Origin of the sequence: Pantoea osteomyelitidis, assembly GCF_044342975.1 — a bacterium.
In the GTDB taxonomy this organism is placed as follows: Bacteria; Pseudomonadota; Gammaproteobacteria; order Enterobacterales; family Enterobacteriaceae; genus Pantoea; species Pantoea osteomyelitidis.
On the sequence record NZ_JBGFSN010000004.1, the window covers coordinates 1139397 to 1165039 of the forward strand.

The following is a 25643-nucleotide window of genomic DNA, read 5'->3' on the forward strand; positions in this document are numbered from 1 at the left end:
GGGCCTGCTGCCCGGCTTTTTTATGCCGTGAATTTCACGCCGCCTCTCCTCAAAGCTTATCGCTCTGATTTTTCAGTAACGCATCCATATCTTTGTCCGCTTTAATGTGGATCTCATGGTCAATTTTCACGTTCATGTTGATGGTAATCGGCTCTTTCGGTGCCGCCACCTCAATGCGCGGCACGCAGCCCGCCAGCGGCAGCCAGACTGCCATAACCAGCAATGCTCTCAGGCTCATGGTTTCGGATCCTTGTTTAATGGCAGAGCGGCATTCTGCTCCAGCCAGGATTGCAAATTATCGCCATAGCGCAAGCTGCGCCAGAGCTGGAACAGGTTTTCCTGATGACGGTAGTTGAGATTGACCGATTGATCGCGGTTGCTGAAACGGCTGGTGCCGTTGACCTGCGATTGTAAAGTGAGATTGCCCTGGGTATCGAGATCGAGCGTCGCCCAGGCGCGGGATATCTCCATATAGCGCAGCCAGTCCATCGCCGCGCCCGCAGCAACGTTGTTGCTGATGATGGCATCAACCATATCTTTATCCATGCGCAGCGTCAGCGGACCGCTGTTGGCAACCCAGCCCTTTTCCACCAGCCAGCGTGGCGAATTTACCCAGAGCGGCAGTTCGCCATTCACCTTGCCGGAGATGGCGATCTGTTTGGGTTTTAGCGCCGTGATAAGCTTGCTCATGTTGATGTCGCGCATCACCACGCGCGCCGCGTCATGCTGCGGCAGACGCAGCGCGGCCAGGCTAATATGGCCGCCAAGCAGATCAATATTCACATCGCTTAGCCTCAGCGGCTGATGTTCATTCCACGGATAGTAACCCTGAAGATCGGCGCTGATATTTTGCATCGCAAACTGATTTTGCACCTCGGCAATACGTAATGATACCGGCTCACGCACGCCTAACTGCCACTGCTGGCCTTTCAGACGAAACGGCAGGGAGAAGTCGATGCCGTTGATCTCGTTATCCGGCGTGCGGATGCTGCCCTGTTTCACCGTCCAGTGCCCTCCCGCCTCGAAGCCCTGATCGCGGGCGGCGGAAAAGGCAACCTGGGCGCGCAGCTCGCCAGACTCTATGTGCATTTTCAGCTCCGGGCTGAGCAACGACTGAAAAACCTTTAGCGACTGTGAAGGCCACCAGGCTTCGCCACGCAGACGTTCGCCATCCCAGCGACCCTGTACGCGCAGCGGACCGATCTGATTAGCGCGCAGCTGCCCACGCCAGAGGAAATTACTGGGATCGTCGCCCTTGACCTGAAAGCCCAGCGTCGAAGGCGGCAGCCAGCCGCCGTTGCTTAAATCGGTTTTTCCCGCCAGCAGTTGAAAGCCGCCGCTGAAAAGAGGCTGTTGCAGGCTACGCTGCCAGCGCACCGGCGCGGTGAGCGTCAGGCGCGGCTTATTCATTTTCACCATGCCATATTGCAGCTGGTCGAAGCCGGTAGAGAGCGTGCTGAGTTCTATCAGGGTGTCGTGCCAGCTGCCAGTGCCCTTCACATCCCATTTGGCATGCAGCGGCGCCATCAGCCCATCGCCCCAGTAGCGCCAGTTCCAGCGCCCTGCGTCGGGCCAGAAATCGCTGGCGCGTCCGTCAAGATGCAGCGTGAAGCGACCGAAGCTGGGATCGTGCGCTTTCAGGATCGCCTGCAGGCGGCCATCGATACCGCGCGACGAGACGGCGATCCCGGCCAGCGGCCAGCGCGCTTCATCCACTTCCAGCGTAGAGAGTAGACGACCACGCAGACGCAGCAGCGCGCCAGGCTTTACAATAATCGTCGGATCGAGCAGCGGACCGGTGAGCGTGCCGGGAATGGAGCCATACAATTGCAGCGCCGCCAGCTTGCTCTCGCCGGTGAGCTGAAACGGCAGCGCGCTCTCGATCATTCCCAGCTTGCCTGGCCCGACGCTGAGAACCAGGTTTCCCTTTCCGCCGCGTCCCTGGGTGAGCAGATTAAACCGCCCCTGAATACGCGTGGCGTTCAGCCCGTCTTGCCAGTTAGCCAGAGTCAGGCTAACCCGGCCTGACAGCGGCTGGACCGCCAATGGCCAGCGCCATTCCCCCTGTTCGAAATGAATTTCACTGGTGCTCGCCTGCCACGGCAGACGGAGCAGCGGCGTCGACTCGCCATGCGGCTGGATGCGCAATTCGCCCTGCTGGCGCTGCCAGATAAGAGCCACATCAAGCGGTGCCGGATATTGTGACAACGTCACGCTACCCCGGATATTCCCCGCCACGGGCAGACCATTAACCAAGGCAGGCAGCTCAAGCGTGCCGCTCAGGGTTACCGGCTGCGGCAGTACAGGATGCGCGAGAGTGAGTTGTTCAACGTTTAGCTGCTGGCCCTTCAGGGTCGCGCGGATGCTCAGATTGTCGCCCTGATAGCGCAGCAGTTGCTGCGCCTTATCGAGGTGTAAATCAAAAGATCCGGCATATTGTTGCCACGGCGAGATGACAAGCTGTTGAAGATGGATGTCGGCGCCGGGCAGCATACGCTGCCACTGCGCCAGCGAGCGCGGCGTACCCGGTTGCCCATCTGCGGGCAACAGGTTCAGACAGTTGCTGTTAAGCTCGACCCGATCGGCAGAGAGCCGCCAGCGCTGCGCCTGACGGCTGAGCGAGACAGATTTAATCGCCGCCAGCTCGCAATTTTTAACCCGATAGCGTACATCCGGAAACCAGAGACCGCCGTTGCGCCAGCGCGGACTTCCCGAAAACGCAATATGCGTTTCCGGCGGCAGCCAGATCCCGGCCAGGCGCGGCAGCCACTGGGTAAGGGTAAGCAGCAAGCCCAGCACTAAAAGCGCCAGCGCCAGAACCGCAGCCAGTAATCGACGAATGCCTCGCGTCATGGCACCGACTATCCTTTTCTTTACTTAATCCTGACAAAGATGATGGCATGTTACGCCGCTCAGGTGAAGGATCGCGCAGCATAACCGCCTGATAATCAGCAAAACCGGGAAGAAACCGTTATTCTGATCTGATACTTGTAGTTCTTTTTCAGGAGCGAAACGATGAAAATCGCGGTTTACAGCACCAAACAATACGATCAGAAGTACCTGGAACAGGTTAACGAAAGCTACGGCTTTGAACTGGTATTTTTTGACTTCCTGCTAACTGAAGCCACGGCGAAAACCGCAGAGGGCTGTGATGCCGTCTGCATTTTCGTTAACGATGACGGCAGCAAGGCGGTACTGGAAGCGCTCGCCGCGCACGGCGTGAAATATATCGCTCTACGCTGCGCTGGTTTCAATAATGTCGATCTGGAGGCGGCAGCCTCGCTAAATATGGAGGTAGTTCGCGTACCCGCCTATTCACCGGAAGCAGTGGCGGAACATGCTGTGGGTTTGATGCTGACGCTGAATCGCCGTATTCATCGCGCATACCAGCGCACCCGCGACGCTAACTTTTCTCTGGAAGGCCTGACCGGGTTTAACATGCACGGCAGAACCGCGGGCGTGATCGGTACGGGTAAAATCGGCGTGGCGGCGATACGTATTCTCAAGGGGTTCGGCATGCGGCTGCTGGCGTATGATCCTTATCCCAATCCACAGGCGCTGGAGATCGGCGCGGAGTATGTCGACCTTAAGACCCTGTTAGCTCAGGCTGATGTCATTACCCTGCACTGCCCGCTGACGCCGGAGAATCACCATATGCTTAACGCCAGCGCATTCAGCCAGATGAAAGATGGCGTGATGATCATCAATACCAGTCGCGGCGGTTTAATCGACTCACAGGCGGCGATTGACGCACTGAAACAGCAAAAAATCGGCTCGCTGGGCATGGACGTGTATGAGAATGAACGCGATCTGTTTTTTGAAGACAAATCAAACGATGTGATTCAGGACGACGTGTTCCGCCGTCTTTCTGCCTGCCATAACGTGCTGTTTACCGGCCATCAGGCATTTCTTACCGCCGAAGCGTTAACGGCGATTTCAGAAACAACCTTAAGCAACCTGAACCAGCTGGACAAGGGCGAACCTTGTTCCAATCAGGTCAAAGCAGGGTAAAGCCGCTGTTGAGGGCCATCTGCTTTTCAGAAACGGGCGCAGCTGCCGTTAACCAACGCGTTCTCATCACAGCGGCGTCCGTTGCTGAGCTGGCACATACCGATGCGCGTCCCATCCAGCTGGCGGGAAAAAGCCAGCGTGCCGCCAGCGCTGGCGCAGTTAGTTTCAGCCATGGCTGACATAACGACTTGTGGTTGAATATGGGCCGCAGTGGCTTGTTGCGGCGGCTCGTTATCGCTGTTGCTGCTACACGCGGACAGCAGCAGTGCGGCACCGGCCAGCAGAAAGGAAGCTGCTTTCATCAGTCGGACTCCGGAAAAGTGTGGGTAGAGGCCGACCCAGCATAAGCCAGCATTATCAATGGGTCGAGAGGCGACATAGCTTTTTACAAAATTTAGTTGCCCGATTTGCAACCGGAATTGTCTTGTTTCATGTTTACCGCCGCCAGGATAACGCTGAAAACCAGGGCAAGACAGAAAGATTTCTGGATTAAGTATCCTTACCCATCGGGGCCAAAACTTCCTGAGAACAAATCATGAAATAAGGGGCATCTTAATAGAGTGCCGCTCAAATAATTTAGCTAAACAGCGTAAAAATAAATGGTAAACAATGAGTTTTAATAAAAAATCATTTTCTTATGAAGAATGGGTGCATTGAGGTTATAACACAGCACTATAAAGAGTGGCGGGGATCCTTCCCCGCCGGTTGCTCTTACTTAACGGATTCGCAAGCCATTAAAACAGCAACATCTGTCAACCCGGTTTTGATTCGGACCTCACAAAGGTCTTTTCTCATGACCAGAGCGACGCTGGTCGCCGCAATGATGAGAATAACAGCGATAAATACCGCCGAGTGCTGTTTCATGGTTGCTTCTCCTTGCTTTTCAGCGTGTAAGAGGCTACCTTTATGTTGTGTGGCATAAAGATGGGCCTCAGGTTGATTTTAAGTCTCCTGGGGCTTTTCTCTTTCTGCCGTCTGCAAATGCTTAAGGCAGAAAACCTCAAGCACCCGCGCCAATATTATATAAAGACGGTTTCTAAATCAAACTTCCGTGATAAATCTGAGTTAATTCAATTAATACTTTCCAGCAACAGCGAACTCTTCATATATTATGAATAATATCCAAGCTAATAATTAACCTCCCTGCTTCGGTAGAGCAAAAGAGCTTATATTTTTCATATCCAGGCATTTTTTTGTTTTGAATCCTTGCTCTGCTCCCTGACGCTCCGGGGTTTCATGGCAAAAAGGCACTGGCTTTCGGCGCTGCAATCCGTACCATACTCAGCATCGTCGTGGGTGCGGAACGCTGTAACCGGAGAGCAGGTCGTGCAACCCTGTTTCTCTGGTGCCCCTCCTTTATGTCAGGCAAGAATATAATGCAGCAAAATCAAGAAAATACAAAAAAAGAGCAGTACAACCTGAACAAGCTTCAGAAGCGTTTACGCCGCAACGTGGGCGAAGCGATTGCCGATTTCAATATGATTGAAGAAGGTGACCGCATCATGGTCTGCCTTTCCGGCGGCAAAGACAGCTATACCATGTTGGAGATTCTGCGCAATCTGCAGCAAAGCGCGCCGGTTAACTTCTCGCTGGTGGCGGTGAACCTCGACCAGAAACAGCCGGGCTTTCCCGAACATATCCTGCCGCAGTATCTCGAGTCGCTCGGCGTGGAGTACAAGATCGTCGAAGAAGATACCTACTCCATCGTTAAAGAGAAGATCCCGGAAGGCAAAACCACCTGCTCACTCTGTTCACGCCTGCGTCGCGGCATCCTTTACCGCACCGCCAGCGAGCTGGGCTGTACGAAAATTGCGCTCGGCCATCACCGTGACGATATTCTTCAGACGCTGTTTTTGAATATGTTTTACGGCGGCAAAATGAAGGGCATGCCGCCGAAACTGATGAGTGACGACGGTAAGCATATTGTGATTCGTCCGCTAGCCTACTGCCGCGAAAAGGACATCATCCGCTTTTCGGAAGCGCGTCAGTTCCCGATTATCCCCTGCAACCTGTGCGGCTCGCAGCCTAACCTGCAACGCCAGGTGATCGCCGATATGCTGCGTGACTGGGATAAACGCTATCCGGGCCGTATTGAGACGATGTTCAGCGCAATGCAAAACGTTGTGCCTTCGCATCTTGCCGATATCAACCTGTTTGATTTCAAACGCATTCAGCATGGCGATACGGTGATTGACGGCGGCGATCTCGCTTTTGACCGTGAAACGCTGCCGGTTCAGCCTGCGGGGTGGCGCGCAGAAGATGAAGACGCGCCCGATTTCAGCGCGCGTCTCGACGTCTTACAAATAAAATAATGGTGTTAAAGTGAAAGCGCGCTCTGCCAGACAGAGCGCGCTTTTTTACATCCGGTTCGGTGGAGGATCGCCAATCGGTATGGTGTCCGGGGGCGGATCGGGCTGCGGCTGCGGTTGCGGAATGGGTTCGGGAATCGGCGGTGGATCGGTAGGTATCGGATCGCTTGCAGTTATCATTGTCATGCCGTTCTCCTTTTCACTGAATGTCTCTTAAGCATAGAAAAGAATCGACAGCACAGGCAAACCGACAAAAAAAAGCCGACACAGTGTGTCGGCGTCGTACGAATTAAATGTGCTATGCAGTAATTCAAAAAAAGGAAGTAAGACAATTTGGAGCGCAACGCCCATCGCTTGACGTTGCATTCACCTGCGAGAGAGAGTTTGCCCCTTTTGCGGTGGGCTTATATTGATTTCGATCAGCTTTTTTTCTGTTTTCTGCAAAAATTCTTCTTTATTAACAGTCATTTAAACTAATCTTAACCTTTACTTACTTTCCGGCGCGCTCACAGCCATCTGCGTCGCTTCAGCCACCACGCCACCCCTACTACCAGCACAACCAACAGCAGGCAAAACACGCTGAAGCCGTAACGCCACTCCCCGCCGGGAATGCCGCCGAGGTTAACGCCAAATAGCCCGGTGAGAAAAGTGGTAGGCAGAAACACCATCGCCAGCAGCGACATGGTATAGGTACGGCGGTTCATTGCCTCCGCCATTACCGATGCGATCTCGTCGGAGAGCACAGCGGTACGCGCCACGCCAGCGTCAAGGTCGTCGAGGCCGCGCCCCAGCCGGTCTGAAATTTCCTGCATCCGGCGGCGCTCGTCATCATCCATCCAGGTAAGTTTTTCGCTGGCAAGACGCGAATAGACGTCGCGCTGCGGCGCCATATAGCGGCGCATCACAATCAGCTGCTTGCGCAGCAGCGCCAGCTCCCCGCGCGGGGGCACCCGTTGATCGAGCAGCGTATCCTCCAGCTCGATAATTTTATCGTGCAGCTCTTCGATAAATTCACTGGCGTGATCGGTTAAGGTATCGCAGAGATCCACCAGCCAGCTGCCACAATCCACCGGCCCGTTGCTGTTCTGCAACTCGGTCAGCACTTCATCAACTGCGTACACCTTGCGACGGCGCGTTGAGACGATCAGCTTGTCGTTGATAAACACCCGCATCGCCACCAGCTGATCCGGCCGGGAATCGCTGTTGTGATTGACGCTGCGCAGCACAATCATAAAACCATCGCCCAGGCGGGTAACACGCGGACGCATGCTGTCGCCGGCCAGCGCGTCGCGCACCGCGTCAGGGATCAGCGGCGTTGACTGTAGCCATTCGGCGCTTTGTTGATGGGTGTAGTTGAGATGCAGCCAGCAGGGTCGCTCGCAGTGAATCGCATCTTTATCTTCGATGGGAACCACTCCGCCCTTTCCGTCCAGCTGGCAGGCAATAATGGCATCGGAAATTTGCAGCGCTTTACCTTCAATTACCTTCACAAACTCGCCTCAGATAGCAACATAATCAGTACAGTTTAACGTGGTCGCAAAGCGTTGCAATCGGCAGGCTGTGAGCAAAAATGACGGACAGCGGCCCGGAACAGCAGGCCGCTATGCTTTAGTGTTTCTCGATCCACAGCTCGCGGCTGTAGGCGACATCTTCCGGATTGGTAATGGGATAGCCTTTTACCCACGGCTTAATCAGGCGACCATTGGTGTACTGGTAGATGGGCGCAATCGGCGCTTCAGCGGCGATAATCTGCTCGGCGCGGTTATAATCCCTCTGACGCGCCTCGTCGCTGGTTTCCATGCTTGCCTTCGCCAGCACCGCGTCATATTCATTGTTGTTAAATTTAGCAATATTCCCGCTGTGGCTGTGGGTGAGCAGGCTGAGGAAGGTCGAAGGCTCGTTGTAATCGCCGACCCAGGAGGCGCGGATAACGTCAAAATTTCCGCTGTTGCGGCTGTCGATGTAGGTTTTCCACTCCTGATTTTGCAGCGTTACCTGCGCGCCCAGGTTCTTTTTCCACATCGAGGCGACCGCTATTGCAATCTTTTGATGATTTTCCGAGGTGTTATAGAGCAGCGTCAGGTGTAGCGGCTTATCCGGCCCATAGCCCGCAGCGGCCAGCATCATCTTCGCCTGTGCGTTCAGCTCCTGCTGGGAGTGCTGCTGTAGAAACGAAGGCTGCGGCCTGAAACCTGCCGTTACGTCCGGCGTAAAGTGCCATGCCGGTTTTTCACCGGTGCCCAGCACCTTCTCCGCAATAATATGACGGTCGATGCTCCAGGAGAGCGCCCTGCGCACGCGCGCATCCGCCGTCGGCCCCTTAAGCGTGTTGAAAGCGTAATAATAGGTGCCAAGCTGATCGGGCGTGTACACCTGGCCAGGCAGGCTCTTTTTCAGCAGGCCATACATCTGTTTCGGGAAGGATTCAGTGATATCGATATCCCCTGCGCGGTAGCGTTTAGTGGCGCTCGACTCCTCATTGATGGGAATAAAGGTCACTTTGTTTAGCACGGAGTGGGCGTCATCCCAGTAATGCTTGTTGCGCACCAGCACGATTTTCTCGTTAACTACCCGATCCTGTAATTGATAGGCGCCATTGCCCACCAGGTTTCCCGCTTTGACCCAGTCAGCGCCCTTCTGCTCGATCACTTTTTGCGACACCGGGTAAAGGGCGAAATTCGCCGCCAGGCTGGGGAAATAAGGCACCGGACGCGTTAAGGTCACGATGAGATGAGTGGCATCCTGCGCGCTGACGCCGAGCTTATCCGGGCTCATCTCGCCTTTGACGATCGCATCCGCGTTTTGCATGCCGCTGAGGGCGGCAAACCAGGCAAAGGGAGAACTGTTTTTCGGATCCACCAGCCGCTGCCAGCTGTAGACAAAATCTTGCGCCGTGACCGGCTCGCCATTTGACCAGCGCGCGTTGTTACGCAGAGTGAAAATCCAGCTTTTGTTATCGCTGCTGCTCCAGCTTTGCGCCACGCCGGGCACAATGTTGCCTTTGGCATCCTGATTGGTCAGCCCTTCGAACAGATCGCGGATAACCTGAATTTCCGGCAGGCCAACCGCTTTGACGGGATCGAGCGAGGCGGGTTCATCTTTAATATGTCGGACAATTTCCTGCTTAGCGGCCAGCTGCGCGCCGGGGGGAACTTCTGCTGCAAAAGCGGGCGCGACGGCGCTGGCAATCAGCAGCGCGCACAGCGTAACGCGAAAACTTCTCTTCATGAGCTATCCTCAATCCCAAATGTCGGCATGGCGTCTGGCATTTACGGCGGCTGATATGCCAAATCTCTTCGGCACTTTAGCGCAAATTCTTGATCGATAAATAGCTATTTTCTGTGACGCGGTTTTCCGCTAGCTTTAGCGAAAACGCTACAAAGGATGAGCTTATGTCACTGTTACAACCGCGCGCGCTGCGCGGCAAACTTGATGCCGCCTGGCAAACCTATGGAACGTCGCAGCTGGGCGCGCCTCTGCTCTGGTTTCCTGCGCCGCAGGCGGATCGGGAGAGCGGTCTGATCCTTGCCGGTACCCATGGCGATGAGAATGCGGCCGTCGCTACCCTTTCCGCGGCGATGCGCGCATTACCAGCGAACCTGCGCCGCCATCATGTGGTGCTGGCGGTCAATCCCGACGGCTGCCAGCTCGGCCTGCGTGCCAATGCAAGAGGCGTTGATCTCAACCGCAATTTCCCGGCGGCCAACTGGCAGGCAGGCGACACGGTGTACCGCTGGAATAGCATGGCCGCAGAGCGCGATGTACTGCTCTCCACCGGCACGCATCCCGCATCCGAAGCGGAAACCGCCGCGCTGTGCGCGCTAATCCATCAGCTGAAGCCGCAGTGGATCGTCTCCTGGCATGAACCGCTGGGCTGCATTGAAGATCCTCACGCCAGCCCGCTCGGACACTGGCTGGCAGAGCAGACCGCTTTACCGCTGGTGAGCAGCGTGGGTTACGCCACCCCCGGCTCTTTCGGCAGCTGGTGCAACGATTTGAGCCTGCCCTGCATTACAGCGGAAATGCCGGTGATCTCCGTGGATGAGGCAACAGAACGTTACCTCGACGCGATGGTCAACCTGCTGCGCTGGCAGGCGTAAGCCGGATAACGCCGCAGGAAAACGGCACCGCAGGTTCAACATCTACCGCCAGCCACGTGGGTCCGTCAAGATCGGCGAAGCGCGCCCGTGGCGCCAGCGGCAAAGCCGACTGGATGGCGCGGGACGTGCAGAGCATACAGCCCAGCATCAAACCAAAGCCCGCGGCGCATGCAGCATCGGCCAGCGCCAGCGCCTCGGTCAGTCCGCCGGTTTTATCCAGCTTGATGTTAACCATATCGTAGCGCCCCTTGAGCGCCGGCAGGCTTTCACGCGTATGGCAGCTTTCATCGGCGCAGATCGGCAACGGATGGACGAAGTTCGCCAACATCTCATCCTGCTGCGCCGGCAGAGGCTGCTCCAACATGGCGACGCGCAGATCGGCCAGCAGCTGGCAGCGCGCCGCCAGCCCCTCCTGCTGCCAGGACTCATTGGCGTCAACGATCAGCGTCGCCTCGGGCACCGCCGCGCGGATAGCCATCAGCCTTTCGGTGATAAAGGTATCGTCCAGCTTGATTTTCAACAGGGTCGCGCCATTCTCCCACAGTGCGAGGGCGCTGCTGGCCATCGCTTCCGGGGTATCGATGCTTACGGTTTGCGCAGTGATAATCTGCGCGGGCATCCGCGTGGCGGTTTGCTGCCAGAGGGTTTGCTGTTGCTGCTGCGCGGCCAGATCCCAGAGCGCACAATCAATCGCGTTGCGCGCCGCCCCTGCCGGCAGTGCCAGTTGTAGCGCTTCGCGCGTCATGCCCTGCTGGAGCGCTGGCAACACCGAGGCTATCTGGGCCAACACTGACGCCTCGCTTTCGCCATAGCGGGCGTAGGGGGTGCCTTCGCCGACGCCTTTCAGCCCCGCTTCCTCCACTTCCACCACGACTACGCTGGCTTCGTTTCGACTGCCGCGCGCAATAACAAAGGGGGAATGCAACGGCCAGGCTTCGGGATAACTTTTAACCCTTCTCATAGTAACTCCTTGTTGAAAAGGCGAATTCGTTGCGGCAGGTAAGATTTCATAACCTTATCGCAATGAAATATGTCATATAATGGCGCTTACACTTGCACTGGCGGCAAGCGTCGTCAGGTTATTATCACGATAAAAGGAACACCTATGTCTCAGACAGTACACTTTAAAGGTAATCCCGTTTCGGTTGCGGGCCAGCTTCCGCAAGCAGGCGACCAGGCAAAACCGTTTTCTCTGGTTGCGCAAGATCTGGCGAATACCTCCCTTTCTGAGTATGCAGGAAAACGTAAGGTTTTGAACATTTTCCCGAGCGTTGATACCGGCGTTTGCGCCGCGTCCGTACGTAAGTTCAACCAACTGGCGGGCGAAATGAATAACGCGGTGGTGCTGTGCATCTCCGCCGATCTGCCGTTTGCTCAGTCGCGTTTTTGCGGCAGCGACGGTTTGAACAATGTCGTGACGCTTTCTACCCTGCGCGGCGGCAACTTCAAACAGGATTACGGCGTGGAAATCGCCGATGGCGCTCTGCAGGGGCTCACCGCGCGTGCGGTTGTGGTGCTGGATGAGCAAGATAAAGTGATCTACAGCCAGCTGGTAAATGAAATCACTGACGAGCCGGATTACGATGCGGCGCTGGCTGCGCTGAAATAAAAAAGCGGATAACCCGGTTATCCGCTTTTACGCTAAAACGCGAGGTTAACGCCTCGCGTTATTGTTTTTCCGCTTTTTTCTGGCTCAGGCCATATTCCCGTAGCTTATTCGCGATCGCCGTATGTGAAACGCCGAGGCGTTTCGCCAGCTTGCGCGTGCTGGGATAGGAGAGATAGAGCCTTGTGAGCACCGAACGCTCAAAGCGGCTGGTGATTTCGTCCAGCGAACCTTCCATCGCTTCATCCCCCAGTGAGACATCCAGCGTCTGCTCAGGCAACACGATATCCTGCGGGCGCAGCTCATAGCCTTCCAGCTGCGTCAGCGCGCGATAGAGCGCATTTTTCAGCTGGCGCACGTTGCCGGGCCAGCTGTAGCGCGTCAGAAAAGCATTGAGCTGCGGCGCCAGGCGCGGGCGCGGCACGCCCTGCTCATCCGCAAAGCGCGCCACGAACATCTCCGTCAGCGGCAGGATATCCTGCGGACGTTCGCGCAGCGGCGGCAGGTTCAGCGTCAGCACGTTGAGGCGATAAAAGAGATCCTCGCGAAACTCGCCGCGCTGCACCAGTTCAACCAGGTTTTTCTGCGTAGCGCAGATCACGCGCACATCTACATGCACTTCATGCTCTTCCCCGACGCGACGGAAGGTGCCGTCGTTGAGAAAGCGCAGCAGTTTGGTCTGCATGCGCGGCGACATCTCGCCAATCTCATCCAGCAACACCGAGCCGCCGTTCGCTTGTTCAAAAAAGCCTTTTTTGCCTTCCAGCGCGTTGGGATAGGCGCCGGCTGCGTGACCAAAAAGTTCGCTTTCGGCGACGTCGTCTGGCAGAGAGGCGCAGTTCAGCGCCAGAAACGGTTTTTTGCCGCGCGCGCTGCGCAAATGACAGGCGCGCGCCAGCATATCTTTGCCGGTGCCGGTATCGCCCACAATCAGCAGCGGCGCGTCATGCATCGCCAGCTTGCGTGCCTGATCCAGTACCTGACGCATTTTTGGGCTGACCGCGACGATATGCTCGAATTCGGAATCGTCGGTGACGGTGAGGTTTTGCAGCTGCTGGCCCATGCGCGCAGTGGATTTCAGCATCACCATCGCGCCGACCGGCTGGTCGCCCTGCTCTTCATCCGCCGCCAGGTAGATGGGACGCGCTTCCATCAGGAAATCACGTCCATTAATCACCACATGCTGCGCCTGTGCATCAACATGTTCGCTCTCCAGCCAGCGGATAAAATTGAAGCCGCTGATTAAGCTGCCCGCGCTATGATTACGCATTTTCTGTTCGTCGAGGCTAAACAGGTTTTGCGCCGCCGGGTTGGCCAGCTCCACTTTGCTTTTCAGATCGATGGAAAAAACCGGCTCCGGCATCGCCACCAGCAACGCGCTTAGCGCCCGGTGCTCGCGCTCCGAAGGCAGATAGGCGACGGTGCGCACGTCGGTGACGCCTGGCGTACGGCGTATTTCCGCCATCAGATTGCTGAACTGTTCAAATTCCAGTGAAGAAAAGTTGAGATAGATGCGTCCGAGCGCCGCAATCTCAATGCCGCGCAGATCGATATTGCGCGCGACCAGCAGGTCGAGCAGCTCGCGCGCCAGACCGATACGGTCCTGGCAAAAAACTTCCAAACGCATTGCGATGGCCTTAATCAGGTTCAGAATTCAGTGATAATACGCTAACTTGCGTCGCCTCAGAAGCATTGTGTCATGAAATGTTGACAGTATTACGCAGGCGATGCAGGAAGTGTAGCGGAAGCACGGAAGATAATCCCGGACAAACAGGTTTAATGAGTTGATAATATCACCATTCAGGCGGTAAGCAGCCTGAACGGTGAGCGAAGCGGCACTATTTAGCCTGTTGATCGGGCTTTACACCGCCTTTTTGCAGCGCTTCTTTTAGCTGGCCAAGCAGCTCGCGTCGGAAATCGCCGAGGCGCGGCTTGTCATCCTTCAGCCAGGGAAGCGGCCGACAAAGCTCCATCGCTTTGATGCCGAGACGCGCAGTGAGCAACCCGGCGCCGATGCCCTGCGCGGCGCGCGCAGAGAGCCGGGCGGCGATATCCTGCGACATCCAGTCCATGCCCACTTCCCGCACCAGCTCCGAGGCGCCAGCAAAGGCCATATTCAGCAGCACCAGACGAAACAGGCGGATGCGGCTAAAGTAGCCCAGCTCAATGCCGTAAATCGCGGCGATACGATTGACCAGCCGCAGATTGCGCCAGGCGATAAACGCCATATCCACCAGCGCCAGCGGACTGACGGCGATCATCAGCGTGGATTCCGCCGCATGACGGCTGATTTCCCGTCGCGCCTGGCGATCCAGCACCGGCTGAACCAGCTGCGCATAAAGCGCGACGATTTCGCGATCGTTATGGGTTTCATGCAACGCGGCGTGCCAACGCTGGAGCGCCGGATGGCCCTGATCCAGGCCAGCCTGCTGCGCCAGCTTCTCGCAAAAAGCGCGCCCTTTGCCGATGCCGTGACTGTTCAGCAGCTCGCGGCCCACATCACGCTCTTCCGCGCGCTGCCGCAGACGCCAGAGACGACGCCATTCGCCTGCCAGCGAACCCACGCCCGCCGCCACAATCAGGCCAGCGGCAACGCCGCCACCCAGCGCGATCCAGTCACGGGTTAGCCAGGCATCATGCAGCCGCTGCGCCCCCTGCGCCACAACGCTGACGCCAAACAACCCCAGCCCGACGCCCACCATTTTGCGCCACAGGCTGCGCTTTGGCCGCAGCGCCGCTTCCACCGCGCGCTCACCGGCGCCCTCCTCCTGCGGCTGCGCCTCGTCAGCCTGCTGTGCCAGAAAGCGCGCCTCGCTTTCAGCGTCAAAAACGTGTGCCGGACGCAGCGGCATTTCTGGCTGCGGACCCAGCGGCTCGGCAAAATCAATTCTCGGTTTGAGCGGTGACTCGTCGTTCATCGCAATTTATCTCCCAGTAAAAATTCCAGCGCCGCATCCATACGAATGTGCGGCAGCGGTCGGTCCACATCGAGCGGCTTTGGCCGGAACGCTTCAAACTGAAACCCCTGCTGCTGCCAGAACGCGTTTCCCGGCAGACGCGGCGGCACCTCGCCCGGATAAAAGGTCAGCGCTTCGCCGTCGCTGAGACGATGTCCGCGCAGCGCCGGCATTTTCTCGCCCCGATGATCCACCAGACCGCTTTCGGTGGCCTGCACCGAAGCCAGACCCAGGCAATCCATGTTAATGCCCTCAAAGGCGGCGTTTTGCCAGGCGTCCTGCACCAGCTGTTGCAGCAGCGAAACCAGATTGGCATGCTGATCGGCGGTAACATGATCGGCCTTGGTGGCGGCAAACAGCAGCTTATCAATGACCGGGGAAAAGAGACGGCGAAACAGCGTGCGCTGCCCATAGTGAAAACTTTGCATCAGCTGCGTCAGCGCCAGACGCATATCGTTGAACGCCTGCGGCCCGCTGTTCAGCGGCTGCAGACAGTCCACCAGCACGATTTGCCGATCGAAGCGCAGAAAATGATTTTTATAAAAGCCTTTCACCACATGCTGGCAGTAGTAGTTGAAGCGCGCCTGCAACATGCCGAAGTTGCTGCCTTTATCCGCCTGCGCCAGCCGGGTTGCGCTGGCGTCATCCAGGTCAGGCCAGGGAAAGAATTGCAACGCAGGCGCGCCCGCCATATCTCCCGGCAGCACAAATCGGCCAGGCTGAATAAAATGCAGCCCCTGCGCTTTACACTGATGCAGATAATCGGTCCAGGCGGCGGCAATTTGCGCCAGACGATTCTCATCCGCCGGCGCAAGGGGATCGAGTCCGGCACAAAGCGCGCGCCAGGGTTTTGCCCATTCAGCGCGATCGCCCTGCAACAGCGCGTTCATCTGCCGCGACCAGGCGAAGTAATCCTGCGCCAGCATCGGCAGATCAAGCAGCCATTCACCGGGGTAATCGACGATTTCAAGATAAAGGGTGGACGTTTCTTTGAAGTGGCGCAGCAGCGAATCACTGGCGCGATAACGTAGCGCCAGCCGCATTTCGCTGACGCCGCGCGTCGGGGTCGGCCAGCCGGGCGGCGAGCCGTAGAGCTGCGCCAGCCCTTCATCATAGGTAAAGCGCTGAATGCCCATATCGCGCTGCGGCACGCGCTTCACCCCCAGCAGCCGCTCTTCGCGTACCACGGAGAACAGCGGCAGCCGTGCGCCGTTGTGGACGGTGAGCAGCTGGTTAACCAGCGAGGTGATAAAGGCGGTTTTTCCGCTGCGGCTCAGTCCGGTGACCGCCAGGCGGAGATGACGGTCAACGCCGCGGTTGACCAGTGAGATCAGTTCATCTTGCAGTCTTTTCATCGTTCTCCCTGATGAAGCGCGCCGAAATGCGCTTCATCACTTTTGCCAGCAGCGGTTCCAGAGCCAGCGAAAGGAGAATACGTAACGGTCGGCGCGCCACAGATTTAACTGCCCAACCGGCAATACCAGCGGGACCGTAGGTGACAGCACTGATAATGATGAATTTCGCCGCCGACTTCAACGCGGGAGCCGCACGGCGGCGAAATGTGGATTGTGCCTGCAAGGACATGGTGACCTCCGGAAACAGTAAAAATAAAGGCCCGTTACCGGGCCGTGCGTCAGGCTCAGAGCTGACGGAAGCGACTGCGGACGCTAAAGGTTTCTGACGTGACGTAACGCTCAATATCACGCACGCTTTTTTCGTCACGGTTCAGCGCCTCATCCAGCTGGTCCAGCAACTCCGCCGCGCTGGGGACGCGCTGGTCGGGGGCGTTTGCCGGTTTCACGTCAAGGACGAAGCCCAGAAACAGGTAGGCGATAACGGTAAACATAAACAGGCCGAGAAACAGCGACAGCACCACGATAACGCGGATCAGCCGCACCGGAATATCAAGGTATTCGGCCAGACCGGCGCAGACGCCCATCAGTTTGCCCTGTTCAGGCAGGCGCCAGAGCTTACGGCCCTTAAAGGTCATGCTGCTCATGGCTGCCTCCAGTGCGGATGCTCGGCATCCAGAATCGCTTCCAGCGCTTCGATGCGTTCACGCATGCGGCGCGCATCCTGCGTCAGCTGTTGCAGACGCTGTATCTCGCCCGACGACAGCTCTGCGCCGCCGTTGCGTTTGCTGTAATGCAGCCATAACCAGATCGGCGCCACAAACAGCACAAAAATCGTCAAAGGTATGGCCAGAAAAAGTGCGCTCATCGACTCTCCTTAATCATTAATTGGTCGCATGACAATTGGGCGCAGGGCCCAATTGCTTATTCGTCGCGATTCATTTTCGCTTTCAGCGCGGCCAGCTGCTCGCTGATCTCATCATCCGCCTTCAGTTCGGCAAACTGCTGATCCAGACCTTTCGGCTTACCGAAACGCTGGCTTTCCGCCTCAGCTTCCATATGGTCAATGCGACGTTCGAACGACTCGAAACGCGCCATCGCTTCATCAATCTTGCCGCTGTCGAGCTGACGACGCACATCGCGTGATGAAGAAGCGGCCTGATGACGCAGCGTCAGCGCCTGCTGGCGCGCGCGGGTTTCGCTCAGCTTTTTCTCCAGCTCACCGATTTCGCCTTTCATACGTTCCAGCGTCTCTTCAACCTGGGTCGCTTCCTGCTGCAAAGCGGCGATCAGATCGGTCAGCTTCTGTTTTTCAATCAGCGCCGAGCGGGCCAGATCGTCTTTATCTCTGCGCAGCGCCAGCTCCGCTTTTTCCTGCCATTCGGCCTGCTGAATGTCCGCCTGCTCGATACGGCGCAGCAGCTGTTTCTTTTCTGCCAGCGCGCGGGCAGAGGTCGAGCGAACTTCGACCAGGGTGTCTTCCATTTCCTGAATCATCAGGCGTACCAGTTTCTGCGGATCTTCTGCACGCTCCAGCAGCGAATTAATATTAGCGTTCACGATATCGGCGAAACGAGAAAAAATACCCATAATGATGTTCCTCTTGATGTAATGGTTATTGCGCCAGGCGCGGTATAGCCTATTCAATTGCCATGCCAACTTTTATCTATTTGTTTTTTAATAACTTTTAAATTTTACAGGTTCACTCTGGTCGCGTAAGGTAGTGAAATTGATTAACTGATAGTGAAATTCATCATGGCGGGTAGTAACGAAAATCTGTTGGGCGAATCCAATAACTTTCTTGAAGTGCTTGAGCAGGTATCAAAACTGGCGCCGCTGGAGAAGCCGGTGCTGGTGGTCGGCGAGCGCGGCACTGGGAAAGAGCTGATCGCCAGCCGTCTGCACTATCTCTCCGATCGCTGGCAAGGACCCTTTATCTCGCTGAACTGCGCAGCGCTGAATGAAAACCTGCTCGACTCAGAGCTGTTCGGTCACGAAGCCGGCGCCTTTACCGGCGCGCAAAAACGCCATCTGGGCCGCTTTGAGCGCGCCGACGGCGGAACGCTGTTTCTCGACGAGCTGGCGACGGCGCCGATGCTGGTGCAGGAAAAACTACTGCGCGTGATTGAATACGGCCAGCTGGAGCGCGTCGGGGGCAATCAGTCCTTACAGGTTAATGTGCGCCTGGTGTGCGCGACCAATGAAAATCTGCCGGCGCTGGCCGCTGCGGGCCAGTTTCGCGCCGATCTGCTGGATCGTCTGGCGTTTGACGTGGTGCAGCTACCGCCGCTGCGAGAACGACGCAGCGACATTCTGGTGATGGCTAACCATTTCGCCATTCAGATGTGCCGCGAGCTGGGACTGCCGCTTTTTCCCGGCTTCACGCCGCAGGCGGAGCGCACGCTGCTGGACTATCACTGGCCGGGCAACGTGCGCGAACTGAAGAACGTGGTTGAGCGCTCGGTCTATCGTCACCACAGCAGCGAAGAGGAGCTGGAAAACATTATCGTTAACCCCTTTTCTCCTCGCGAGTCCGTGCCGGAGGCGTCCGACACGCCAGCGCACCACGCCCTGCCCGCGCTGCCGATCGACCTGCGTGCATGGCAAAACCAGCAGGAACGTGAACTGGTAGAGCGTAGCCTGCAACAGGCGAAATATAATCAGCGCCGCGCCGCCGGTCTGCTTGGCGTGACCTATCACCAGCTGCGAGCGATGCTGAAAAAGCATGATATCCAGGCGGAGCGCTGAAGCCGGGACAAAAAAAAGCCCGCTGGTAGCGGGCAAGAATACTGGAAGCAATGTGAGCAATGTCGTGCTCTTCTTCGGTAGAGCCACCGTCGAAGCGCAAATGAATAATAATCATTCTTATTATCATCTGTAAAGAGGTTATTGAGAATTTTTCTCATTTCCACACAGAAGGTGGGATTATCCTGACGGCTAAGCGCCGCGCCTCAACAGAAAAACCATGATTAACGCGGCAGATTTTGGGTCAGCGCCACCTTTGCGATACACTCTGCCTATTGCCCGAGAATCGTTGAGTTCTATGTCAAAATTAATCCCCGCGCTGTTGCTTGCTCTCAGCGTTTTGAGTGCGCCTGCCTGGTCTGCGCCTGTCAGCGATATCCGCCAGAGCGGTTTCGTCTACTGCGTCAACGGTGTGATGAATACTTTTAATCCGCAGATGGCAAGCAGCGGCCTGACGGTGGATACCCTCGCCGCACAGCTTTATGACCGTTTGCTGGATGTCGATCCCTATACTTATCGCCTGATGCCGGAGTTGGCGAAAAGCTGGGAGGTGCGTGATAACGGTGCCACCTACCGTTTTCATTTGCGTCATCAGGTGACATTTCAGCACACCAACTGGTTTACCCCTACGCGCAGCATGAATGCGGATGATGTGGTATTCAGCTTCGCCCGTATGTTTGACCGTCATCATCCCTGGCATAACGTCAACGGCGGCAGCTATCCCTATTTTGACAGCCTGCAGTTTGCCGACTCGGTGCAGAGCGTGAAAAAGCTGAACAACGATACGGTGGAGATTCGTCTCAACAGCCCTGACGCCTCCTTTCTATGGCACCTCGCGACCCATTACGCGCCGGTGCTATCAAAAGAGTACGCCGACCAGCTCAGCGCCGCAGGCAAACAGGAGCAGATGGATCGCGTGCCCGTGGGCACCGGCCCGTTTCAGCTGAGCGAGTATCGCGCCGGACAGTATATTCGCCTGGCGCGCAATCCACGCTACTGGCGAGGCGTGCCGCGCCTGCAACAGGTGGTGATCGATATGGGCGCAGGCGGCACCGGTCGTTTATCCAAGCTGTTAACTGGCGAGTGTGATGTGCTGGCCTACCCGGCAGCCAGTCAGCTCACTATTCTGCGCGACGATCCGCGCCTGCGCATGACGCTGCGTCCCGGCATGAACATCGCCTATCTGGCGTTTAATACGCGTAAGGCGCCGCTCGATCGCCCTGAGGTGCGCCACGCGCTGGCGCTGGCGATTAATAATGAACGCCTGATGGAGTCGATTTATTACGGCACCGCCGAAACCGCGGCCTCGGTGCTGCCGCGCGCCTCCTGGGCCTATGACAGCGACGCCCGTGTGACTGAATACGATCCGCGCCGCGCGCGCGAACGGTTAAAGGCGCTCGGTGTGAAAAATCTCCACCTGAATCTGGTGGTGCCCTCAGCATCGCAATCCTGGAATCCCAGTCCGCTGAAAACCGCCGAGCTGATACAGGCCGATCTGGCGCAGATCGGCGTCAAGGTAACCATTGTGTCGGTAGAAGGGCGTTTTCAGGAAGCACAGCTGATGGCGATGGATAACGATTTAACGCTTGCCGGTTGGGCCACCGACAGCAACGATCCTGACAGCTTTTTCCGTCCGCTGCTGAGCTGTGCCGCCATCAACTCGCAAACTAACTATGCACACTGGTGTTCCCCCGCCTTCGACGAGGTGCTGCAAAAAGCGCTGCTGTCGCAGCAGCTGGCGGCGCGTATCGACAATTACGATCGGGCCCAGCAGATTCTGGCGCAGGAGCTGCCGGTGCTGCCGCTCGCCTCATCGCTGCGCCTGCAGGCCTACCGGCATGATATTAAAGGCCTGGTGCTGAGTCCCTTTGGCAACGCCTCGTTTGCTGGCGTCTACCGCGATGAGAGTGAGGAGACGCAACCATGATTATCTATATTCTGCGCCGCCTGCTGCTGCTGCTGATCACCCTGTTTCTGCTTTCGCTGGTGAGCTTCAGTCTGAGCTACTTTACTCCCCACGCGCCGTTGCAGGGCGCGTCGCTGCTGGATGCCTGGTGGTTCTGGTTTAAGGGCCTGTTGCAGCTCGATTTCGGCATCTCCAGCACCAACGGGCAGGCGATTGGCCTCCAGCTGCGCGAAGTTTTTCCCGCCACGCTGGAGCTTTGCGTGTTGGCCTTTGTGCTGGCGCTGCTGCTGGGGATCCCCCTCGGCATCTGCGCGGGGGTGATGCGTAATAAATGGCAGGATAAGGCGATCAGCGGACTGGCGCTGCTCGGCTTCTCCATGCCGGTGTTCTGGCTGGCGCTGCTGTTTACCCTGTTTTTCTCGCTGACGCTGGGCTGGCTGCCGGTTTCCGGCCGGTTCGATCTGCTTTATCCGGTGAAAAACATTACCGGCTTTGCCCTGATCGATGCCTGGATGAGCCCCTCCCCCTGGCGTCATGAGATGTTGATCAGCGCCCTCAGCCATATGATTCTGCCAGTGATTGCGCTGGCGGTGGCACCCACTACCGAAGTGGTCCGCCTGCTGCGTAACAGCACCAGCGAGGTGATGGATCAAAATTATGTCAAAGCCGCCGCCACGCGCGGTCTTTCGCGCTTTACGGTGATTCGCCGTCATGTGCTGCATAACGCCCTGCCGCCGGTTATCCCGCGCCTCGGCCTGCAATTTTCCACCATGCTGACGCTGGCGATGATCACGGAAGTGGTATTTAACTGGCCAGGGCTGGGCCGCTGGCTGATCAGCGCCATTCGCCAGCAGGATTACGCCGCGATCTCCGCTGGCGTGATGGTGGTCGGCGGGCTGGTGATTCTGGTGAATGTTTTTTCAGATATCCTTGGTGCGATGATGAATCCGCTGAAGCATAAGGAGTGGTATGCCCTCCGATAATATTTACGACGAGAAGCGGCTGCCTGGCGCGTTTCGTCGAACCTGGCGACAGTTTTACCACGACGCTCAGGCGATGATTGGCCTGTATGGCTTTGGCGCGCTGCTGTTTCTCTGCCTGTTTGGCGGACTGCTGGCGCCTTATGGCATCGATCAACAGTTTCTCGGCTACCAGCTGTTGCCGCCTTCCTGGTCGCATTACGGCGATGTCTCGTTCTTTCTCGGTACTGACGATCTTGGCCGCGATGTGTTGAGCCGCCTGCTGAGCGGCGTGATGCCCACTGTCGGATCGGCGATTCTGGTAACGATTTTTGCTGCGATCTGCGCGTTGGTGCTCGGCGTGCTGGCCGGGATCACCCATGGCCTGCGTTCCGCAGTAATGAACCACGTACTGGATACGCTGCTCTCTCTTCCCTCGCTGCTGCTGGCGATCATCGTGGTGGCCTTTTTAGGCCCGCGTCTGGAGCATGCGCTGCTGGCGGTCTGGCTGGCGCTGATGCCGCGTCTGGTTCGCGCTATTTACAGCGCGGTGCATGACGAGCTGAAAAAAGAGTATGTGGTGGCGGCACGTCTTGACGGCGCCAGCAATGCCAATATTCTCTGGTATACCATACTGCCTAATGTACTGCCTTTATTGATCAGCGAGCTTACCCGCGCCCTGTCGATGGCGATCCTGGATATCGCCGCCCTTGGGTTTCTCGACCTGGGCGCTCAGCTCCCCTCGCCGGAATGGGGCGCGATGCTGGGTGACTCGCTGGAGCTGATCTATGTGGCGCCCTGGACCGTAATGTTGCCGGGCGCTGCGCTGATGGTCAGCGTATTAATTGTTAACCTGCTGGGCGATGGCATCCGACGGGCCATCGAAGCGGGAGTAGAATAATGCCGTTACTTGATATCCGTAATCTGACCATAGAGTTTATGACCGCCGACGGCCCGGTTAAAGCGGTAGACCGTGTTAATCTCACGCTGGCGGAAGGGGAATTTCGCGGTCTGGTGGGCGAGTCGGGATCGGGCAAAAGCCTGGTGGCGAAAGCGATTTGCGGCGTCACCAAAGACAACTGGCGCGTCACCGCTGACCGTATGCGCTTCAACGACATCGACCTGCTGCGTCTGTCGCCGCGTGAGCGTCGCCGTATCATTGGTCACCATATCTCGATGATTTTTCAGGAGCCGCAGTCCTGTCTCGATCCTTCGGAAAATATCGGACGTCAGCTGATGCAGGCGATCCCCGGCTGGACCGTAAAAGGACGCTGGTATCGTCGTCTCTGGTTCTGGCGTAAAGCGCGCGCCATTGAGCTGCTGCATCGCGTCGGCATCAAAGATCATAAAGACATTATGCGCAGCTTCCCGTACGAACTCACCGAAGGTGAGTGCCAAAAAGTGATGATCGCCATCGCGCTGGCGAACCAGCCGCGCTTGCTGATTGCCGATGAGCCGACCAACGCCATGGAACCGACCACCCAGGCGCAGATTTTTCGCCTGCTGAGCCGTCTCAATCAAAACAACAACACCACGATTTTGCTGATCAGCCATGACCTGCGTACCCTGAGTCACTGGGCAGAACGCATTAACGTGATGTATTGCGGCCAGACGGTGGAGGTAGCGCACAGCGAAGAGCTGATGACCATGCCACATCATCCTTATACCCAGGCGCTGATCCGCGCCATGCCCGACTTCGGTCGCGCGCTGCCGCACAAAAGCCGTCTCAATACGCTTTCTGGCGCCATTCCTTCGCTTGAGCATCTGCCTATTGGCTGCCGTCTCGGCCCTCGCTGCCCCTATGCACAGCGCAAGTGCGTGGAGACCCCGCGCCTCGACGGCGGCAAATCGCACCTGTTCGCCTGTCACTTCCCGCTGAATATGGAGAGCAAGTGAACATGGAAACTTTGCTGGAAGTACGCAACCTGAGTAAAACCTTCCGTTACCGCACCGGGCTGTTTCGTCGACAGCATGTCGAGGCGGTGCGGGATGTGAGTTTTACCCTGCGCGAAAAGCAGACACTGGCGATCATCGGCGAAAACGGCTCGGGCAAGTCAACCCTGGCGAAAATGCTCAGCGGCATGACAGAACCTTCCGCCGGCAAAATCATCATTGATAATCACCCGCTCAGCTTTGGCGATTACAGCTACCGCAGCCAGCGTATCCGTATGATTTTTCAGGATCCCTCGACGTCGCTGAACCCGCGCCAGCGCATCAGCCAAATCCTCGATTTCCCGCTGCGCCTGAATACCGATCTTGATGCGCACGCGCGCGAGAAGCGCATCATCGCCACGCTGCGCCAGGTCGGTCTGCTGCGCGATCACGCCGGTTACTATCCCCATATGCTGGCTCCCGGACAGAAACAGCGCCTCGGCCTGGCGCGCGCGCTGATCCTGCAACCCAAGGTGATTATTGCCGACGAAGCCCTGGCTTCGCTGGATATGACCATGCGTTCGCAGCTGGTAAACCTGATGCTGGAACTGCAGGAAAAGCACGGGATCGCCTATATTTATGTTACTCAGCATATCGGCATGATGAAGCACGTTAGCGATCAGGTGATCGTGATGCATCAGGGCGAAGTGGTGGAGCGCGGCGGCACGGCTGACGTGCTCGCCTCGCCGCTGCACGATCTGACCAAACGCCTGATCGCCAGCCATTTTGGCGAAGCGCTGACCGCCGAAGCCTGGCGCATTGACGGATGATTTGCGTACTGTACGGCGGAATTCGCGGCGTGGTTTACCTGATTCCGCAGAGACGTGTTAGAATCGCCCGTCTATTAACGTCGGTCGCTCTTTTTTTAACCATGGCGACCGCCAACAACAGTGACCATAAGGATTACAGCTATGGGTTTTCTTTCCGGTAAGCGCATTCTGATTACTGGCGTTGCCAGTAAACTCTCCATCGCCTGGGGTATTGCACAGGCGATGCACAAGCAGGGCGCAGAGCTGGCTTTCACCTACCAGAACGACAAATTAAAAGGTCGTGTGGAAGAGTTTGCTAAAGAATTGGGTTCCGACATTGTTCTGCCTTGCGATGTGGCGGAAGACGAAAGCATTACTGCCCTTTTTGCTGAGCTGGCAAAAACCTGGCCAAAATTTGACGGTTTCGTTCACTCCATCGGTTTCGCTCCGGGCGACCAGCTGGACGGCGACTACGTTAACGCCGTTACCCGTGAAGGTTTCAAAATCGCGCACGACATCAGCGCTTACAGCTTCGTCGCGATGGCGAAAGCGTGCCGCGCTATGCTGAATCCGGGCGCGGGCCTGCTGACCCTCTCTTATCTGGGTGCCGAGCGCGCGATCCCGAACTATAACGTGATGGGCCTGGCAAAAGCGTCGCTGGAAGCCAACGTACGTTATATGGCTAACGCCATGGGTCCGGAAGGCGTGCGCGTCAATGCCGTCTCTGCCGGTCCGATCCGTACCCTGGCTGCTTCCGGCATCAAAGATTTCCGTAAGATGCTGGCGCACTGCGAAGCGGTTACCCCGATTCGCCGCACCGTAACCATCGAAGACGTGGGCAACTCCGCTGCCTTCCTGGTTTCTGACCTCGCGGGTGGCATCACCGGCGAAGTGGTTCACGTTGACGGCGGCTTCAGCATCGCTGCAATGAATGAACTGGAACTGAAATAAGTTTCTTTTGGGCGAGCCTGGCTCGCCCTTCTCTTTTCTGCTTTCCCGCCCCGTTTCTGCCGTTAT

At 57.0% G+C, this 25643-nt stretch carries 26 protein-coding genes; 11 read left to right on the forward strand and 15 right to left on the reverse strand.

Going from position 1 to position 25643, the window contains the following annotated elements:
• Positions 1–49: 49 nt before the first annotated feature.
• Together ABU178_RS10490 and ABU178_RS10495 are read right to left on the reverse strand one after the other, a co-directional pair.
• Positions 50–238, reverse strand: coding sequence for a YnbE family lipoprotein (locus tag ABU178_RS10490; RefSeq protein ID WP_397214538.1), 189 nt, complete (start codon positions 236–238; stop codon positions 50–52).
• Complete coding sequence (locus ABU178_RS10495) at positions 235–2853, reverse strand: YdbH family protein (RefSeq protein ID WP_397214540.1); 2619 nt, start codon at positions 2851–2853, stop codon at positions 235–237. The genes ABU178_RS10490 and ABU178_RS10495 overlap by 4 nt, the downstream gene beginning before the upstream one ends.
• Positions 2854–3015: 162 nt before the next feature.
• Between ABU178_RS10495 and ABU178_RS10500 the strand changes: the two genes are divergently transcribed.
• A complete protein-coding gene (locus ABU178_RS10500; RefSeq protein WP_397214542.1) occupies positions 3016–4011 on the forward strand; it encodes a 2-hydroxyacid dehydrogenase in 996 nt (331 codons plus the stop codon).
• A gap of 26 nt (positions 4012–4037) precedes the next feature.
• Here ABU178_RS10500 and ABU178_RS10505 read toward each other — a convergent pair whose 3' ends face one another.
• A complete protein-coding gene (locus ABU178_RS10505) occupies positions 4038–4313 on the reverse strand; it encodes a DUF333 domain-containing protein (RefSeq protein ID WP_397214544.1) in 276 nt (91 codons plus the stop codon).
• Between the two features lie 409 nt (positions 4314–4722).
• Positions 4723–4875 (reverse strand): Hok/Gef family protein, encoded by a 153-nt coding sequence (locus tag ABU178_RS10510; protein ID WP_397214546.1) that lies wholly within the window; start codon positions 4873–4875, stop codon positions 4723–4725.
• Between the two features lie 512 nt (positions 4876–5387).
• Between ABU178_RS10510 and ttcA the strand changes: the two genes are divergently transcribed.
• Positions 5388–6323: a tRNA 2-thiocytidine(32) synthetase TtcA gene (gene ttcA / locus ABU178_RS10515; RefSeq protein WP_397214548.1), complete on the forward strand. Its 936-nt coding sequence runs from the start codon at positions 5388–5390 to the stop codon at positions 6321–6323.
• Between the two features lie 45 nt (positions 6324–6368).
• On the opposite strand, the gene ABU178_RS10520 is transcribed toward ttcA, so the two are convergent.
• From ABU178_RS10520 to ABU178_RS10530, 3 genes are all read right to left on the reverse strand, one after another.
• Positions 6369–6506, reverse strand: a complete 138-nt coding sequence (locus ABU178_RS10520) for a hypothetical protein (RefSeq protein ID WP_397214550.1) — start codon at positions 6504–6506, stop codon at positions 6369–6371.
• A gap of 320 nt (positions 6507–6826) precedes the next feature.
• Positions 6827–7810, reverse strand: a complete 984-nt coding sequence (gene zntB, locus ABU178_RS10525) for a zinc transporter ZntB (protein WP_397214552.1) — start codon at positions 7808–7810, stop codon at positions 6827–6829.
• A 118-nt stretch (positions 7811–7928) separates the two neighbouring features.
• Positions 7929–9548, reverse strand: coding sequence for a peptide ABC transporter substrate-binding protein (locus ABU178_RS10530; protein WP_397214554.1), 1620 nt, complete (start codon positions 9546–9548; stop codon positions 7929–7931).
• A gap of 164 nt (positions 9549–9712) precedes the next feature.
• On the opposite strand from ABU178_RS10530, the gene mpaA reads away from it, so the two are divergent.
• Positions 9713–10420 (forward strand): murein tripeptide amidase MpaA, encoded by a 708-nt coding sequence (gene mpaA, locus ABU178_RS10535; RefSeq protein ID WP_397214556.1) that lies wholly within the window; start codon positions 9713–9715, stop codon positions 10418–10420.
• Here mpaA and ycjG read toward each other — a convergent pair.
• Positions 10395–11381 (reverse strand): L-Ala-D/L-Glu epimerase, encoded by a 987-nt coding sequence (ycjG, locus tag ABU178_RS10540; RefSeq protein ID WP_397214558.1) that lies wholly within the window; start codon positions 11379–11381, stop codon positions 10395–10397. The two genes, mpaA and ycjG, sit on opposite strands and share 26 nt — an antisense overlap.
• Before the next feature lie 144 nt (positions 11382–11525).
• Between ycjG and tpx the strand changes: the two genes are divergently transcribed.
• A complete protein-coding gene (gene tpx / locus ABU178_RS10545; RefSeq protein ID WP_397214560.1) occupies positions 11526–12029 on the forward strand; it encodes a thiol peroxidase in 504 nt (167 codons plus the stop codon).
• Between the two features lie 58 nt (positions 12030–12087).
• On the opposite strand, the gene tyrR is transcribed toward tpx, so the two are convergent.
• From tyrR to pspA, 7 genes are all read right to left on the reverse strand, one after another.
• On the reverse strand, positions 12088–13653 hold the full coding sequence (gene tyrR, locus ABU178_RS10550; RefSeq protein WP_397214562.1) for a transcriptional regulator TyrR: 1566 nt from the start codon (positions 13651–13653) through the stop codon (positions 12088–12090).
• A 211-nt stretch (positions 13654–13864) separates the two neighbouring features.
• Positions 13865–14944, reverse strand: coding sequence for a YcjF family protein (locus tag ABU178_RS10555; RefSeq protein ID WP_397214564.1), 1080 nt, complete (start codon positions 14942–14944; stop codon positions 13865–13867).
• A complete protein-coding gene (locus ABU178_RS10560) occupies positions 14941–16338 on the reverse strand; it encodes a YcjX family protein (protein WP_397214566.1) in 1398 nt (465 codons plus the stop codon). Before ABU178_RS10560 ends, ABU178_RS10555 begins: the two co-directional genes overlap by 4 nt.
• The gene (pspD, locus tag ABU178_RS10565) at positions 16319–16567 is read right to left on the reverse strand and encodes a phage shock protein PspD (RefSeq protein ID WP_397214568.1); all 249 of its coding nucleotides are present in this window, start codon (positions 16565–16567) and stop codon (positions 16319–16321) included. The genes ABU178_RS10560 and pspD overlap by 20 nt, the downstream gene beginning before the upstream one ends.
• Before the next feature lie 55 nt (positions 16568–16622).
• On the reverse strand, positions 16623–16982 hold the full coding sequence (gene pspC, locus ABU178_RS10570; RefSeq protein WP_397214571.1) for an envelope stress response membrane protein PspC: 360 nt from the start codon (positions 16980–16982) through the stop codon (positions 16623–16625).
• Entirely contained in the window at positions 16979–17203 is a 225-nt protein-coding gene (pspB, locus tag ABU178_RS10575) for an envelope stress response membrane protein PspB (RefSeq protein WP_397214573.1), read from the reverse strand. The genes pspC and pspB overlap by 4 nt, the downstream gene beginning before the upstream one ends.
• A gap of 56 nt (positions 17204–17259) precedes the next feature.
• A complete protein-coding gene (gene pspA / locus ABU178_RS10580) occupies positions 17260–17925 on the reverse strand; it encodes a phage shock protein PspA (RefSeq protein ID WP_397214574.1) in 666 nt (221 codons plus the stop codon).
• A 165-nt stretch (positions 17926–18090) separates the two neighbouring features.
• On the opposite strand from pspA, the gene pspF reads away from it, so the two are divergent.
• From pspF to fabI, 7 genes are all read left to right on the forward strand, one after another.
• Positions 18091–19083: a phage shock protein operon transcriptional activator gene (gene pspF, locus ABU178_RS10585; protein WP_397214576.1), complete on the forward strand. Its 993-nt coding sequence runs from the start codon at positions 18091–18093 to the stop codon at positions 19081–19083.
• A gap of 295 nt (positions 19084–19378) precedes the next feature.
• Positions 19379–21007, forward strand: coding sequence for an ABC transporter substrate-binding protein SapA (gene sapA / locus ABU178_RS10590; protein WP_397214578.1), 1629 nt, complete (start codon positions 19379–19381; stop codon positions 21005–21007).
• Positions 21004–21969, forward strand: a complete 966-nt coding sequence (gene sapB / locus ABU178_RS10595) for a putrescine export ABC transporter permease SapB (protein WP_397214580.1) — start codon at positions 21004–21006, stop codon at positions 21967–21969. Before sapA ends, sapB begins: the two co-directional genes overlap by 4 nt.
• Complete coding sequence (gene sapC / locus ABU178_RS10600) at positions 21956–22846, forward strand: putrescine export ABC transporter permease SapC (protein ID WP_397214582.1); 891 nt, start codon at positions 21956–21958, stop codon at positions 22844–22846. The genes sapB and sapC overlap by 14 nt, the downstream gene beginning before the upstream one ends.
• Positions 22846–23841 (forward strand): putrescine export ABC transporter ATP-binding protein SapD, encoded by a 996-nt coding sequence (gene sapD, locus ABU178_RS10605; RefSeq protein ID WP_397214584.1) that lies wholly within the window; start codon positions 22846–22848, stop codon positions 23839–23841. The genes sapC and sapD overlap by 1 nt, the downstream gene beginning before the upstream one ends.
• Positions 23842–23843: 2 nt before the next feature.
• Complete coding sequence (gene sapF / locus ABU178_RS10610; protein ID WP_397215774.1) at positions 23844–24647, forward strand: putrescine export ABC transporter ATP-binding protein SapF; 804 nt, start codon at positions 23844–23846, stop codon at positions 24645–24647.
• A 141-nt stretch (positions 24648–24788) separates the two neighbouring features.
• Complete coding sequence (gene fabI, locus ABU178_RS10615) at positions 24789–25577, forward strand: enoyl-ACP reductase FabI (RefSeq protein WP_397214586.1); 789 nt, start codon at positions 24789–24791, stop codon at positions 25575–25577.
• Positions 25578–25643: the final 66 nt, after the last annotated feature.